This window comes from Streptomyces sp. NPDC096046 (assembly GCF_040303285.1).
Taxonomy (GTDB): domain Bacteria; phylum Actinomycetota; class Actinomycetes; order Streptomycetales; family Streptomycetaceae; genus Streptomyces.
In genome coordinates, this window is record NZ_JBEOSZ010000009.1 from 180,448 (window position 1) to 195,199 (window position 14,752).

A 14,752-nucleotide genomic window follows, 5' to 3' on the forward strand; every position below is an offset into this window, starting at 1 on the left:
CCCTGGCCTCCGTCAGCCCCGCAGCACCACGGCCTGCCCCGCCACCACCAGCAGCACGTGCTCGCACTCGTCGGCGAACCCCGCGTTCAGCCGCCCCAGTTCATCCCGGTACCGTCGCCCCGACGCCGTCGCCGGCACGATCCCCGAGCCCACCTCGTTCGACACGGCGACGACGGTGCGCCGGGTGATCCGTACCGCCTCCGTGAGCTCCCGCACCCGTTCCCGCAGCGCCTTCTCCCCGTGCTCCGCCCACACCGCGTCGTCCCATGCCCCGGCGGAATCCATCGCGTCGGTCAGCCACAGCGACAGGCAGTCGATGAGCAGAGGCGGCCCCTCGGCCTCCAGCAGCGGCACCAGATCACAGGTCTCGACCGTCTGCCACGATCCCGGCCGCCGGTCCCGGTGCGCCGCCACCCGCGAGGACCACTCCGTGTCCCCGTTGCGCGAGCCGCCCGTCGCCACGTACAGCACGTCCGGGAAGGCCTCCAGCCTCCGCTCCGCCTCCACCGACTTGCCCGAGCGCGCCCCGCCCAGCACCAGGGTCCGCCGCGGCACGTCCGGCACGTTCTCGTACGCCCCCACCACCAGCGTCACCCCGTCCGGTACGGCCCGCGCCCCGGCCGCCGCGAGCCGCCGCCCGAGCTCGGGGCCGGGCGGCACGTCGTGGTCGAGGTGGACGGCGACCACATCGGTCGTCGGCCCGACCGCCCCCACCGCCCGCAGTTTCGCCAGCGCGTCCGGCCGGCCCACGACGTCCACCAGGACCATGTCGTAGGACGCGGCCGGTGCCTCCAGGCCCGCGGGCGCCCCGCCCGGCGGCAGATACAGCAGCCGCTGCCCCTCCGGCCCGGTCACCGCGTATCCCGTGCCCGGCGCGTCCAGCGCCACGGCCCGCACCCGGTGCCCCGTCAGCAGCGTCAACTCCCGCCCGTCCGGCACCCGCCCCGGCTGCGGCAGCCCCGCGGGCACCTCCACCGCCGGCCCGTCGTGCGGATGCGACAGCAGCACCTGCCGTACGCCCGTCAGGGAACGGCCCGCCCGCGCCGCCGCGAACGCCGCGCCCGGTGTCAGGTCGAGCAGCAGGGCGCCGTCCAGGAGCAGCGCGGTGGCCGCCCGCGTGTCCGGGCCGAGGGCGGCCGCACAGGCCGCGCAGGGACAGTCGGGGCGGGGGAGGCCCGCCGGGGCGCCGGTGCCGAGCAGAGTGAGTTCCACGGCACCGATTTTCGCCTGCCCGCCCGGCTCCTGCGCGCCTGGCACCCCGGATGGAGCCCCCGCGCGGGCTCCGTACGGGAAGCGTGGGTGACCACCCGCGCGCAACCGGTCACCCGCGGTCCTGTGACGGGACACCCGGTCGAGCGCATAGGCTCGGGGCGGGAGCCGGACCAAGATCCGGCTTTTCGCTGTGCAGTGTGCTCACACACATGGGAGGCGTACATGGCGGCATGGACGTGGCGGTTCGAGAAGACCGACGGGACGGAGGTCCAGCCCGCGGTGCCGCCGGAGGAGTTCCCCACCCAGGGGGACGCCGAGTCCTGGATCGGAGAGCACTGGAAGGCCCTCCAGGAGGGCGGTGCCGACCAGGTGCGGCTGTTCGAGGACGCCGCGGAGATCTACGGGCCGATGAGCCTGCACGCGGCCGAGGCGTGAGCCCGGGCGGGGGCCGAGGCCCCCGCCCACCCCTCGTGCGCGTCGTCCGTGTGTCAGCCGCGCACGCCGCACAGGTGCAGCAGCGCGGCCACCCCGCGGTACGGATCCGTCCGCCCGGCCTTCTCCTCCACCGCGAGCAGCGTCTCCACGTCGGCCGGGACCTGCGCGCCGTCCGCCGCCGTGTCGGTGAACACCCGCACCCCGTACCAGGCGTGCAGCGGCGCCCCGATCCCCGCGAGCGTCGACGTCAGGTCCTTCAGCCGGTCGGCGCGCACGTCGAGCCCCAGCCGGTTGCGGTAGGACACCGTGTCGAAGGCGGCCAGCGCCCCCGGCCAGTCACCGGACAGGCCCGGCCGGAACGCGAGCGCGTCGCCGTTGCGCACGAGCAGGGACAGCAGCCCGCCGGGCGCGAGCATCCGGGCGAGGCCCGCCAGCAGCGGGTCGGGTTCCTCGACGTACATCAGGACGCCGTGGCACAGCACCACGTCGAAACTGCCGGGCAGGAAGTGCACACCGGTGTCCCGGCCGTCGCCCTCGATGACGCGCATCCGCTCCCGGATGCCCTCCGGCTCCCCGGCCAGGGACTCCCGGGCCGCGGCGACCATCGTCGCGTCCTGCTCCAGACCGGTCACCTGGTGCCCGGCCCGGGCCAGCCGCAGCGCCTGCGTGCCCTGGCCCATCCCCACGTCGAGCACCCGCAGGCGCTGACCGACCGGGAACCGGCCGACTATCTGCTCGTCCAGCTGGCGGGCCACCAGCTCCTGTCGCACGACATCGCGCAGCCCGCCCAGCCTGTCCAGCCAGGCCTGCGCCGCACCCCCGGAGAACGGCGTCGTGGTCAGGGCCGCTCTCCACGTTTGACCTGCGGCTTCGGCAGCCGGAGCCGGCGCATCTGGAGGGAGCGCATCAGGGCGTAGGCGACGGCGCCGCGCTTGTTGTCACCCGCGAAGCGCTCGTTCAGCTGCTTCTTCAGACGGAAGGCCGTCGCGAACGAGTCGAGCACGATCAGCACGATCACCACGAGCCACAGCAGCAGCGCGATGTTCTGCAGCGACGCCACCCGCACCATGCTCAGCACGAGGATGACCACGGCCATCGGCAGGAAGAACTCGGCGATGTTGAACCGCGAGTCGACGAAGTCGCGCGCGAACCGGCGGACCGGTCCCTTGTCCCGCGCGGGCAGATACCGCTCGTCGCCGCTCGCCAGCGCCTGGCGCTGCCGCTCCATCGCGGCACGGCGCTCCTCGCGCTGTCGCTTGGCGGCCTCCTTGCGCGTCATCGACGTGTTGGCCACGCTGCGGCGCTGGGTCTGGGCCTGGCTGCGCTTGGGCGTGGGGCGGCCCTTGGGGGCCTCGGGGTGACGGGGCTGATTGGAGTCGGTCACCGGCGCCTTGTCGGCTGCCTGGGCCTTCTCATCCTTCGCACGGCTACGGAACACAAAACCCAAGGGTAAGGGCTTCGGGGCATGGACCCCAGCCCCGCGGGGAACGATCCGGCAACACCAGTCGTCAGTAAGGGGACAGAGGGGACGTTGCGTACGTCTTCGGATGCCTCTCGGGGTGTACGGCTCCGGCGGCCCCGGGGATCACCTACTCCCTACGCCGGAGCGGGAGCGTACGCAGTCGTCCTTGGGGATGAGCGCATCCGTCCCCGAACAGTGCGGTAATGGATGCAGGGCCCGTACTGTGGGTTCTGTCGCAGGAGCAGCTGCCGAAGTCGGTCAGAAGGGGGCGCGCGAAGCCCATGAGCGGTGTCATGAAGCGTATGGGGATGATCTTCCGCGCGAAGGCGAACAAGGCCCTGGACCGGGCCGAGGACCCGCGCGAGACCCTCGATTACTCGTACCAGAAGCAGCTGGAGCTGCTCCAGAAGGTCCGCCGCGGCGTCGCCGACGTGGCGACCTCCCGCAAACGTCTGGAACTCCAGCTGAACCAGTTGCAGTCGCAGTCGGGCAAGCTGGAGGACCAGGGCCGCAAGGCGCTCGCGCTGGGCCGTGAGGACCTGGCCCGCGAGGCACTCTCCCGCCGGGCCGCGCTCCAGCAGCAGGTGACCGACCTGGAGACCCAGCACGCGACGCTGCAGGGCGAGGAGGAGAAGCTCACCCTCGCGGCCCAGCGGCTCCAGGCCAAGGTCGACGCCTTCCGCACGAAGAAGGAGACGATCAAGGCGACGTACACCGCGGCCCAGGCACAGACCCGGATCGGGGAGGCCTTCTCCGGCATCTCCGAGGAGATGGGCGACGTCGGCCTGGCCATTCAGCGTGCCGAGGACAAGACGGCCCAGCTCCAGGCCCGCGCCGGCGCGATCGACGAGCTGCTCGCCTCCGGTGCCCTGGAGGACCCCTCCGGCATGCACAAGGACGACCTTCAGGCCGAGCTGGACCGGCTCTCCGGTGGTACGGATGTGGAGCTGGAACTGCAGCGCATGAAGGCCGAGCTGGCCGGCGGTTCGGGCAGCGGGCAGCAGGCCATCGAAGGCGGCGCGAACGGGCAGCAGTCCCCGCAGCAGCCGCAGGACACTCCGCGCTTCGACAAGCAGTAGGGTCCACGCCTAGGAGGGCGACATGATCGTACGGATCATGGGGGAGGGCCAGGTGAGCCTGGCCGACGGCCACCTCGCCGAGCTGAACAAGCTGGACGACGAACTCCTGGCGGAGATGGAGAACGGCGACGGCCCCGGCTTCCGCCGCACCCTCCAGGCCCTCCTGTCCAGGGTCCGCGACCTGGGCGACCCCCTGCCCGACGACTCCCTGGAGCCTTCGGAACTGATCCTGCCCTCTCCGGACGCCACGCTGGAGGACGTCAGGGAGTTCCTGAGTGACGACGGTCTGATCCCGGGCTGAGTGCCGCACCCCGTGGCCGGACCGAGGAGGGCCGGGGGGCGGCCCCGGTCCGGCTACCGTGGACAGCCGTGAGCACTCTCGCGCGGGCCCGGTGCCGGGCCAAGGCGCATCCCCTGGCCATGGACGCGGTCCTGGCCGCGTCCGTCCTTCTCTGCATGGTCGCCGGTTCGTTCGTGGAGCCCCGGCACCAAGACAGCGTCAGCTGGGCCCTGCGCACCCCCGACGCCCTCAGTCTCGTCCTCATGGCCCTCGGCGCCGCCGCCCTGGTCTTCCGTCGCCGGGCCCCGATGACGGTCCTCGCCCTCACCGGCGCCGTCTCCGTGGTCGAGTCGGTCACCGGCGACCCCCGCGCCCCCGTCGCCATGTCCGCCGTCGTCGCCCTGTACACCGTCGCCTCCACCACCGACCGCCCCACCACCTGGCGCGTCGGCCTGCTCACCATGACCGTGCTGACCGGCGCCGCCATGTCGGCCGGATCCCTGCCCTGGTACGCCCAGGAAAACCTCGCGATCTTCGCCTGGACCGGTATCGGCGCCACCGCCGGCGACGCCGTCCGCAGCCGCCGCGCCTTCGTCCAGGCCATCCGGGAGCGTGCCGAACGGGCCGAGCGCACCCGCGAGGAGGAGGCCCGGCGCCGGGTGGCCGAGGAGCGCCTGCGCATCGCCCGGGACCTGCACGACGTCGTCGCCCACCACATCGCCCTGGTCAACGTCCAGGCCGGAGTCGCCGCCCATGTCATGGACAAGCGCCCCGACCAGGCCAAGGAGGCACTCGCGCACGTCCGCGAGGCCAGCCGCTCCGCCCTCAACGAGCTCCGCGCCACCGTGGGCCTGCTGCGGCAGTCCGGCGATCCGGAGGCCCCGACCGAACCCGCCCCGGGCCTGGACCGCCTCGACGAACTCACCGGCACCTTCCGCAGTGCCGGCCTGCACATCGAGGTCGCCCGCGCCGACCAGGAGGGCACCACCCTCCCCGCGGCCGTCGACCTGGCCGCCTACCGGATCATCCAGGAGGCCCTCACCAACGTGCAGAAGCACGCCGGGCCCCGGGCCAAGGCGGAGGTCAGCGTCGTACGCGTCGGACCGAACATCGAGATCACCGTGCTCGACGACGGCAGCGGCGAGAACGAGGACCGGCACAGCGGCGGCGGCCACGGACTGCTCGGCATGCGCGAGCGCGTCAGCGCCCTGCGCGGCACCCTCACCACCGGTCCCCGCTACGGCGGCGGCTTCCGCGTCCATGCCATCCTGCCGGTCAGGAACCGCACACCCACCGGGGAGGACCCCGCATGACCATCCGTGTCCTGCTCGCCGACGACCAGGCGCTGCTGCGCAGCGCCTTCCGCGTGCTCGTCGACTCCGAGCCCGACATGGAGGTGGTCGGCGAGGCCTCCGACGGCGCCGAGGCGGTACGGCTGGCGAAGGAGCGGCGCGCGGACGTCGTCCTCATGGACATCCGCATGCCCGGCACCGACGGCCTCGCCGCGACCCGCATGATCAGCGCCGATCCCGCCCTCGCCGAGGTCCGGGTGGTGATCCTGACGACGTTCGAGGTGGACGACTACGTCGTGCGGTCGCTGCGCGCGGGAGCGTCCGGCTTCCTCGGGAAGGGCTCCGAGCCCGAGGAACTGCTGAACGCCATCCGTATCGCGGCCGGCGGCCAGGCCCTGCTCTCCCCGGCGGCCACCACGGGTCTGATCGCCCGGTTCCTCGCCACCAGGGACCCGGCCGACGACGAATGCGACCCGGCCCGCGGCCAACGGCTCGACTCGCTCACCGTCCGCGAGCGCGAAGTGCTCGTGCAGGTCGCCGGCGGGCACTCCAACGACGAGATCGCCGAGCGCCTCGAAGTCAGCCCGCTGACGGTGAAGACGCACGTCAACCGGGCCATGGCCAAGCTCGGAGCGCGGGACCGGGCTCAGCTCGTGGTCACCGCGTACGAGTCGGGCCTGGTCCGTCCGAGGGTGGAGTGAGCCCGACGCGGGCGTACTGCGGCGGGAGTATGCGCCGCATAAGGAAATGGACCTGGGGCCTACGAAACCCCGTTCCCCCATGGCCCAGGGTGTAGGGGCGGGCGCCCTTCCGCGCGTCCGCTGCCGCTTCTGCCGCCGAACAGAAGAGAGACCCTCACCCATGTCCTGGCTGTCCAGGTTCAGCCTCGCGCAACGGGCCTTGATCGGGCTGATGTCGATCATCGCGCTCGTCTTCGGGGCGATCGCGATACCCCAGCTCAAGCAGCAGCTGCTGCCCACCATCGAACTGCCCGTGGTGTCCGTGCTGGCGCCGTACCAGGGCGCGTCACCGGACGTGGTCGAGAAGCAGGTCGTCGAGCCCCTCGAGGACACCCTCGAAGCCGTCGACGGCATCAGCGGCGTCACCTCCACCGCCGGCGAGGGCAACGCCGTGATCATGGCGTCCTTCGACTACGGCAACGACACCAAGCAACTGGTCGCCGACGTCCAGCAGGCCGTCAACCGGGCCCGCGTCCAGCTCCCGGACGACGTCGACCCGCAGGTCGTCGCCGGTTCCACGGACGACATGCCGACCGTCGTCCTCGCCGTCACCTCCGGCCGGGACCAGCAGGCCCTGGCCGACCAGCTCGACCAGACCGTCGTGCCGGAGCTGAAGAGCATCGACGGCGTCGGCCAGGTCACCGTCGACGGTGTGCGCGACCTCCAGGTCACCGTCACACCCGACGACGCCGAGCTCGCCAAGGCGGGTCTGACCTCGCAGTCCCTCGCCCAGGCGCTCCAGGCGGGCGGCGCGACCGTCCCGGCCGGCTCCTTCGACGAGGGCGGCGCCAACCGCACGGTCCGGGTCGGCGGCGGGCTCACCTCGCTGCGGCAGATCCAGGACCTGATGGTCACGGGCGAGCCCGGCGCCAAGGGCAAGCCGGTGCGCCTCGGTGACGTGGCCACGGTGCGGCAGCAGGAGGCCACGGCCGACTCCATCACCCGCACCGACGGCAGGCCCAGCCTCGCCGTCGCCGTCACCATGGACCGCGACGGCAGCGCGGTCGCCATCTCCGACGCCGTCCGGGACAAGCTCCCGGACCTGCGCGAGGACCTCGGATCCGGCGCGAATCTCACGATCGTGAGCGACCAGGGCCCGGCCGTGTCGAAGTCCATCAAGGGCCTGACCACCGAGGGCGCGCTCGGTCTGCTCTTCGCGGTCCTGGTGATCCTGGTCTTCCTGGCCTCGATCCGCTCGACCCTCGTGACCGCGGTGTCCATCCCGCTGTCCGTGGTGCTCGCCCTGATCGTGCTGTGGACGCGCGACCTGTCGCTGAACGTCCTCACGCTGGGCGCCCTGACCATCGCCATCGGCCGGGTCGTCGACGACTCGATCGTGGTCCTGGAGAACATCAAGCGCCACCTCGGCTACGGCGAGGAGCGCCACTCGGCCATCCTCAACGCCGTCCGCGAGGTGGCCGGCGCGGTGACGTCCTCGACGCTCACCACGGTCGCGGTGTTCCTGCCGATCGGTCTGGTCGGCGGCATGGTGGGCGAACTGTTCGGCTCGTTCAGCCTGACCGTGACGGCCGCCCTGCTGGCGTCCCTCCTCGTCTCCCTGACGGTCGTGCCGGTCCTGTCGTACTGGTTCCTGGGCCCGCCCAAGGGCACCCCCGAGGACGCGGCCGAGGCACGCCGGCTGGCCGAGGAGAAGGAGGCCAAGAGCCGCCTCCAGCGCAGCTACGTCCCCGTCCTGCGCTTCGCGACCCGCCGCCGCCTCACCAGCGTGGCCATCGCCCTCGTCGTCCTGGTCGGCACCTTCGGCATGGCGCCGCTGCTGAAGACGAACTTCTTCGACCAGGGCGAGCAGGAGGTCCTCACCGTCAAGCAGGAGCTGAAGCCCGGCACCAGCCTGGCCGCGACCGACGCCCAGGCGAAGAAGGTCGAGAAGCTGCTCGCCCGCACCGAGGGCGTGAAGGACTACCAGGTCACGGTCGGCTCGTCCGGCTTCATGGCGGCCTTCGGCGGCGGCACCGACACCAACCAGGCCTCCTACCAGGTGATGCTGGAGGGCTCGGCGTCCTACGAGGACGTCCAAAGCCGCATCGAGAAGGGCCTGGCCGGGCTGAAGGGCATCGGCACGACCACCGTCGCCGCCGGTGACGGCTTCGGCAGCCAGGACCTCAGCGTGGTCGTCAAGGCCGCCGACGCCGACGTCCTGCGCACGGCCGCCGAGGAGGTCCGCAAGACGGTCGCCTCCCTCGACGACGTCACGGACGTCAGCAGCGACCTGGCGACCAGCGTGCCCCGCGTCTCGGTCACGGCCGGCGACAAGGCGGCCGCGGCCGGCTTCGACGACCGGACCCTCGGTGCGGCCGTCGCCCAGGCGGTCCGCGGCACCACCGCGGCCCAGGCGACCCTGGACGACACCGAGCGCGACGTCGTCATCCGCTCGGCGAAGCCCGCCACGACCCTGAAGCAGCTTCAGGACCTGCGGCTGGGCGGCACGGTGAAGCTCGGCGACATCGCCACCGTCAAGCTGGTCGACGGCCCGGTCTCCATGACCCGCATCGACGGGCAGCGCGCGGCCACCATCACCGCGAAGCCGACCGGCGACAACACCGGCGCGGTCAGCACCCGGCTCCAGTCCGAGATCGACGCGCTGAAGCTCCCCGACGGCGCGACGGCGTCCATCGGCGGCGTCTCCGAGGACCAGGACGAGGCGTTCGCCAACCTGGGTCTGGCGATGCTGGCGGCCATCGCGATCGTCTTCATGCTGCTGGTGGGCACCTTCCGGTCCCTGATCCAGCCGCTGATCCTGCTCGTCTCCATCCCGTTCGCCGCCACCGGCGCGATCGGCCTGCTGATCGCCACCGGCACCCCGATGGGCGTCCCCGCCATGATCGGCATGCTGATGCTGATCGGCATCGTGGTGACGAACGCGATCGTGCTGATCGACCTGATCAACCAGTACCGCCGGCAGGGCCACGGCGTCGTCGGGGCCGTGATCGAGGGCGGCCGGCACCGGTTGCGCCCGATCCTCATGACCGCCCTGGCGACGATCTTCGCCCTGCTGCCCATGGCCCTCGGCATCACCGGCGAGGGCGGCTTCATCGCCCAGCCGCTGGCCGTGGTCGTCATCGGCGGCCTGGTGACGTCGACGCTGCTCACCCTGCTGCTGGTGCCGACGCTCTACGCGATGGTCGAGCTCCGCAAGGAGCGCCGGGCGAGGAGGCGGGCGGCGAAGAAGGGCCTGCCCGCAGAGCGGACGGACGCGCCGGAGCCGGAGCCCGCGAACGTCTGACGGCCTGATCCGGCGGCGGCCGGGCACCGGACCCGCGGGGCCGGTGCCCGGCCGCCCGTGCACGCGTTCCGTATCCTGTGGTCTCGAACCGCTCAACGGGGGAGGGGGATTCGGGCGTGCCGCTGCACAGCGACGACCCGAAGTCGGTCGGCGGCTACCGGCTGCTCGACCGGCTCGGGGCCGGGGGCATGGGCGTCGTCTACCGGGCCAGGGCGCGTTCGGGCCGTGACGTGGCCCTCAAGGTCGTGCACGCCCAGTACGCGGCGGACGCCGTCTTCCGCGCCCGGTTCCGGCAGGAGATCGCGGCGGTCCGCAAGGTCAGCGGAGCCTTCACGGCACCGGTCCTGGACGCGGACCCGGAGGCGGCCCGGCCCTGGATGGCCACCCAGTACGTGCCCGGGCCCTCGCTCGCCCGGCGGATCCGCGACCGGGGCGCCCTGCCGGACACCGAACTGCGTGGGCTGGCCCTGGGCCTGGTGGAGGCCCTGCGCGACATCCACCGGGCGGGGGTCGTGCACCGGGACCTGAAGCCGGCCAACGTCCTGCTGGCCGAAGACGGCCCGCGGGTCATCGACTTCGGCATCTCCCGCGCGGCGGAGAACCACCAGACGCTGACCGAGACCGGCCAGTCGCGGCCACCCCGGCGGCAGCGTCTTCAGTCTCGACCCCGCGCACCCCGAGCGGAAACCGCGCTCGGGGTGACGAGGGAGCGGGACCGGGGCTACGGCAGCGCCAGCATCCGCTCCAGGGCCAGCTTCGCGAACGCCTCCGTCTCCTGGTCCACCTCGATGCGGTTGACGAGGTTTCCCTCGGCCAGGGACTCCAGGGCCCAGACCAGGTGGGGGAGGTCGATGCGGTTCATGGTCGAGCAGAAGCAGACCGTCTTGTCGAGGAAGACGATCTCCTTGCCCTCGGGCGCGAAGCGGTTCGCCAGGCGGCGCACCAGGTTCAGCTCCGTGCCGATGGCCCACTTGGAGCCGGCCGGCGCGGCCTCCAGGGTCTTGATGATGTACTCCGTCGAGCCGACGTAGTCCGCCGCGGCCACGACCTCGTGCCGGCACTCGGGGTGGACCAGGACGTTCACGCCCGGGATGCGCTCGCGCACGTCGTTCACCGAGTCCAGGCTGAAGCGGCCGTGCACCGAGCAGTGGCCGCGCCACAGGATCATCTTCGCCGCGCGCAGCTCCTCGGCCGTCAGACCGCCGTTCGGCTTGTGCGGGTTGTAGAGGACGCAGTCCTCCAGGGACATGCCCATGTCCCGCACGGCCGTGTTGCGGCCCAGGTGCTGGTCCGGGAGGAAGAGGACCTTGGTGGTGGAGGGCTCCCCCTGCTCGAAGGCCCAGTCCAGGGCGCGCTTGGCGTTGGAGGAGGTGCAGATCGTGCCGCCGTGCTTGCCCGTGAACGCCTTGATGTCGGCGGAGGAGTTCATGTACGAGACGGGCACGACCTGCTCGGCTATGCCGGCCTCGGTCAGCACGTCCCAGCACTCGGCGACCTGCTCGGCCGTCGCCATGTCGGCCATCGAGCAGCCGGCGGCGAGGTCGGGCAGCACGACCTTCTGGTCGTCGGACGTCAGGATGTCCGCCGACTCCGCCATGAAGTGCACACCGCAGAAGACGATGTACTCGGCCTCCGGGCGGGCGGCCGCGTCCCGGGCCAGCTTGAACGAGTCACCGGTCACGTCGGCGAACTGGATGACCTCGTCGCGCTGGTAGTGGTGGCCGAGCACGAAGACCTTGTCCCCGAGCTTCTCCTTCGCCTTGCGGGCGCGCTCCACCAGGTCCGGGTCGGACGGCGAGGGCAGGTCGCCGGGACACTCCACGCCGCGCTCGCTCTTCGGGTCGGCCTCACGGCCGAGGAGCAGCAGGGCGAGGGGCGTCGGCTGTACGTCGAGGTCCTGGGTCTGGGCGGTGGTCACGACACGCACCCTTTCTGTTTCTGCGACTTTTCGTCGATTTGACGCTATCTATCATAACCGCTTCACGTCACTTTGACGATGTCCATAGCGTCTGTGTGACGTGAATCCCGGCGAGCCGCCGTTCATTCCCGGGACGACCCGGAAAGGGCCGTTTTCCGGTTGCCGGTGCGTGTGCGAGCATGAAAAGAAGCCGAGATCGAGCGCCAGGCCCCGGAATGAATCCGAGGCCCCGCCGGTTGGAACCGTCGGCAAGCAGTCTCCGTACAACCCGGGAGAGATGTAGATGTCCGTATCGGACGAGACCAGCACCGTCACCGACGGCATCATCCTGACCGACGCCGCCGCGTCGAAGGTCAAGGCGCTGCTCGACCAGGAAGGCCGCGAAGACCTCGCGCTGCGTGTCGCCGTCCAGCCCGGCGGCTGCTCCGGCCTGCGCTACCAGCTCTTCTTCGACGAGCGCGCCCTCGACGGCGACGTGGAGAAGGACTTCGGCGGTGTGAAGGTCGTCACCGACCGCATGAGCGCCCCGTACCTGGGTGGTGCCACGATCGACTTCGTGGACACCATCGAGAAGCAGGGCTTCACGATCGACAACCCGAACGCGACGGGCTCCTGCGCCTGCGGCGACTCCTTCAGCTGAGCCTGCCGGGCCGCCGGCGGCGACCGCGCACACGACGAAGGCGGCGGCCCCCTCCGACGGGGCCGCCGCCTTCGCGTTGTACGGCGGTTCCTACCGCTCCCGCGTCGGGGGAGCCGGCAGCCGTGGGCCCTCCTTGGCCAGCGGGATCGCCTTGCCGTCCGCGTTCACCACGGCCCGGTCACCGAGCGGTTCGTCCAGCTGCACGGTCTTCTGGAACACCTTGGCGATCAGGATGCAGACCTTGTTCGGCCACGGGGTCGACGTCACGGTGACCGTCACCTCGTCACCCTTCTCGCTCGCCTTCACGTCGTAGTCGGAGCACACCCCGCCCGTGAAGGTCACCGTCAGCTCCGAGCCCTCGGCCCGGTAGCCGTTCACCTTCACCTCGCGAGGACCGGGAGTCGATGTCGGCCGGTCGCCGGGCCCGTCCGTCTCCGTCCCCGGGGAGACCAGGTACTTCGGTTCCACCGCCGGGTACGTCACGGTGAACGGGTCTTTCGCGCCCGGTGCCGTCACCTCGAACAGCCAGGACGGCACCAGCGCCTGCCGTCCGTCCACGACGTGCGCGGCCAGCCCGAACACCGCGTTCTCGACCGTGACCGCGTCCTGCTTCGGAGCGCCGCTCGCCGACTGCTCGCAGGGCTCCTCCAGCCGGTCCTTGTGCGGCACCGGGGAGGCGCAGCCGCCGATGCCCGCCCGGGGATCGTCCTCGGGCTGTCCGTTCATCAGCTCCAGCGCCTTCCCGGCGCCGACCACGGGGTAGGTGTCGCCCTTCACCGGCGCCTCGAGCCGACCGCTGCCGCCGACGACCTCCCCGTCCGAGCCGACCGTGATACCGGTCGTCCAGCCGTACGTGGGCAGTCCCCCGATCTCGGGGGCGGCGTTCACCACCCGCTGGGCCCCCATGACCTGGCTCGCGTCGAGCTTCGCGTCGTCCTGACCCACGGCCTTCAGCACGGGCGCGGCGGCCTTCTCGGCCACCTCCTCGCTCACCGGTGTACCCCCGGGCAGCCGAGGGGTGCAGGTGTCGGTGCCCTTGCAGTTGTCGGTGCCCGGGGCGTACCGGCTGAACGTCCAGGCCCCGGGCGCCTGCCTGTCCACCTGGAGGCTCGGCCCGGACCCGTCCTTACCCCCGATCCTCCAGGCCTCGGCCTGCGCCACCGGCGCCCCGTCGACCCCGAGAGCCCTCGCCAGCCGGGCCGCGTCCTCCCTGCTCACCTCGCCCCGCGCCCGGTACACCGCCGCCTCGCCCGGACCGTCCGGCAGCGTGCCGTCGGCCCGGTAGGTGACGCCGTAAGGGTTGGGCTCGCCGGGCGCGATGCCGTCCCCGCTGTCCGCCGTGGACTCCGAGTGCCCGTCGAGCGCGAGCGGCGGGGGAGTGCCGTCCCCGCCGGGCGCGCCGGACGTCGTACCGCCGCCCGCCCCACCGGACGCGTTGGAGGCGAGCCAGGCCCCGCCCCCGCCGATCAGCAGCACGGCGGCGGCGACGGAGGCGATGATCGCGGGCGTACGGGGACGGCCACCTGCGTGGTGGACCAGGTCGTCACCCGGTGCCGCGGTGGCACGAGGGCGGGCTGCCCCGGCACCGGTGTCGTCCGAGGTGGCGTCGTGGGCGGGTCCGGGGGTGGCGTTGGGGTGGGTTTTCCGGGTGCCGGTGTCGTCCGAGGTGGCGTCGTGGGCCGGTCCCGGTGCCGGTCCCGGGACGGGGTGGGCCTCCTCGATGCCCGGGTCTTCGGCTGCCGGGTCTTCGGCTCCCGGGTCTTCGGCTCCCGGGTCTTCGGCTCCCGGGTCTTCGGCTCCCGCGCCTTCGGCGGCCGTGCCGACGATGCCCGCGTCTTCGGTGGCGGGTTCGCGATCCGGGACCGACCCGGCACCGGCTTCCCGGGCCCCGGTCGCCGTGGCCCGCTCGTCGCCGGCCTGCCGGTCTTCGGGCGCGTCCGCCTGCGCGGCCTCCCGCGCCCCGTGCTCATCCGCCTGCGCACCATGTCCATCCGTCCGCGCGGCTTCCGGCACCCCGTGCTCGTCCGCTTGCGCGGCTTCCGGCGCCCCGTACTGGACGGCCTCCGGGGCCGCCGCCTCGGACTCGTCGCCCTCCGTCGTCCCGTCGTCCGCGGCCCGCGGCCCCCCATCGGGGGCGCCGGAGGCCTCGGCGGACTCGGTGGCCTCCTCGGACCCGGCGGTACCCGGCGACACCTCGCCGTCGGCCGACGCCTCGGCCCGCGCCGAGGTACCTGCATCCGCCGTACCCGGCTGCTCGGCCTCCGGGGAGCCGGCGGTCGCGCCGGCCGCTTCCCTGGCGTCGTCGTCCTTGTCGGGTCGCTCGGTGTTCACCGCATCGCTCCTTCGGCTGCACAGCTGTCCCATGGGACCCGGCCCGTCACGTACGGGCCCGCTGGTGGGTCGTATCCCGCCTCCCCTTTACGGGGGACAGCGATGGGACGCAGCGGGGG

The 14,752-nt window shown here is 72.4% G+C and carries 12 protein-coding genes and 1 pseudogene; 8 read left to right on the forward strand and 5 right to left on the reverse strand.

The annotated features are described in order from the left end of the window. Window positions 1-12 precede the first annotated feature (12 nt). Window positions 13-1,212 carry a bifunctional adenosylcobinamide kinase/adenosylcobinamide-phosphate guanylyltransferase gene (locus ABTX62_RS11290; RefSeq protein ID WP_352115921.1) on the reverse strand — a complete coding sequence of 400 codons (1,200 nt, stop codon included), beginning with the start codon at window positions 1,210-1,212 and terminating at the stop codon, window positions 13-15. Window positions 1,213-1,434: 222 nt separating this feature from the next. Here ABTX62_RS11290 and ABTX62_RS11295 point away from each other — a divergent pair, with 222 nt between their 5' ends. After that, window positions 1,435-1,647 (forward strand): hypothetical protein, encoded by a 213-nt coding sequence (locus ABTX62_RS11295; RefSeq protein WP_352115922.1) that lies wholly within the window; start codon window positions 1,435-1,437, stop codon window positions 1,645-1,647. Between the two features lie 53 nt (window positions 1,648-1,700). On the opposite strand, the gene ABTX62_RS11300 is transcribed toward ABTX62_RS11295, so the two are convergent. Continuing rightward, window positions 1,701-2,402: a class I SAM-dependent methyltransferase gene (locus tag ABTX62_RS11300; protein ID WP_352115923.1), complete on the reverse strand. Its 702-nt coding sequence runs from the start codon at window positions 2,400-2,402 to the stop codon at window positions 1,701-1,703. A gap of 83 nt (window positions 2,403-2,485) precedes the next feature. After that, a complete protein-coding gene (locus ABTX62_RS11305) occupies window positions 2,486-3,085 on the reverse strand; it encodes a DUF3043 domain-containing protein (protein ID WP_352115924.1) in 600 nt (199 codons plus the stop codon). Window positions 3,086-3,402: 317 nt separating this feature from the next. On the opposite strand from ABTX62_RS11305, the gene ABTX62_RS11310 reads away from it, so the two are divergent. The 6 genes and pseudogenes from ABTX62_RS11310 to ABTX62_RS11335 form a co-directional block, all read left to right on the forward strand. After that, window positions 3,403-4,188 carry a PspA/IM30 family protein gene (locus ABTX62_RS11310; protein ID WP_283969594.1) on the forward strand — a complete coding sequence of 262 codons (786 nt, stop codon included), beginning with the start codon at window positions 3,403-3,405 and terminating at the stop codon, window positions 4,186-4,188. Window positions 4,189-4,210: 22 nt separating this feature from the next. Continuing rightward, a complete protein-coding gene (gene pspAA, locus ABTX62_RS11315; RefSeq protein ID WP_283969595.1) occupies window positions 4,211-4,489 on the forward strand; it encodes a PspA-associated protein PspAA in 279 nt (92 codons plus the stop codon). A gap of 68 nt (window positions 4,490-4,557) precedes the next feature. After that, window positions 4,558-5,781 carry a sensor histidine kinase gene (locus tag ABTX62_RS11320; RefSeq protein WP_352115925.1) on the forward strand — a complete coding sequence of 408 codons (1,224 nt, stop codon included), beginning with the start codon at window positions 4,558-4,560 and terminating at the stop codon, window positions 5,779-5,781. Next, window positions 5,778-6,461, forward strand: a complete 684-nt coding sequence (locus tag ABTX62_RS11325; RefSeq protein ID WP_352115926.1) for a response regulator — start codon at window positions 5,778-5,780, stop codon at window positions 6,459-6,461. Before ABTX62_RS11320 ends, ABTX62_RS11325 begins: the two co-directional genes overlap by 4 nt. A 160-nt stretch (window positions 6,462-6,621) precedes the next feature. Next, a complete protein-coding gene (locus ABTX62_RS11330; protein WP_352115927.1) occupies window positions 6,622-9,744 on the forward strand; it encodes an efflux RND transporter permease subunit in 3,123 nt (1,040 codons plus the stop codon). Window positions 9,745-9,860: 116 nt separating this feature from the next. After that, a pseudogene (locus ABTX62_RS11335) lies at window positions 9,861-10,373 on the forward strand (serine/threonine-protein kinase); the annotation flags it as partial. A gap of 92 nt (window positions 10,374-10,465) precedes the next feature. On the opposite strand, the gene nadA reads toward ABTX62_RS11335, so the two are convergent. Next, the gene (gene nadA, locus ABTX62_RS11340; RefSeq protein WP_352115928.1) at window positions 10,466-11,662 is read right to left on the reverse strand and encodes a quinolinate synthase NadA; all 1,197 of its coding nucleotides are present in this window, start codon (window positions 11,660-11,662) and stop codon (window positions 10,466-10,468) included. 283 nt (window positions 11,663-11,945) lie between these two features. On the opposite strand from nadA, the gene ABTX62_RS11345 reads away from it, so the two are divergent. Further along, the gene (locus ABTX62_RS11345; protein WP_031109243.1) at window positions 11,946-12,302 is read left to right on the forward strand and encodes a HesB/IscA family protein; all 357 of its coding nucleotides are present in this window, start codon (window positions 11,946-11,948) and stop codon (window positions 12,300-12,302) included. A gap of 90 nt (window positions 12,303-12,392) precedes the next feature. Here the strand turns inward: ABTX62_RS11345 and ABTX62_RS11350 are convergent, their stop codons facing one another. Further along, the gene (locus ABTX62_RS11350; RefSeq protein ID WP_502997937.1) at window positions 12,393-14,633 is read right to left on the reverse strand and encodes a hypothetical protein; all 2,241 of its coding nucleotides are present in this window, start codon (window positions 14,631-14,633) and stop codon (window positions 12,393-12,395) included. Window positions 14,634-14,752 lie beyond the last annotated feature (119 nt).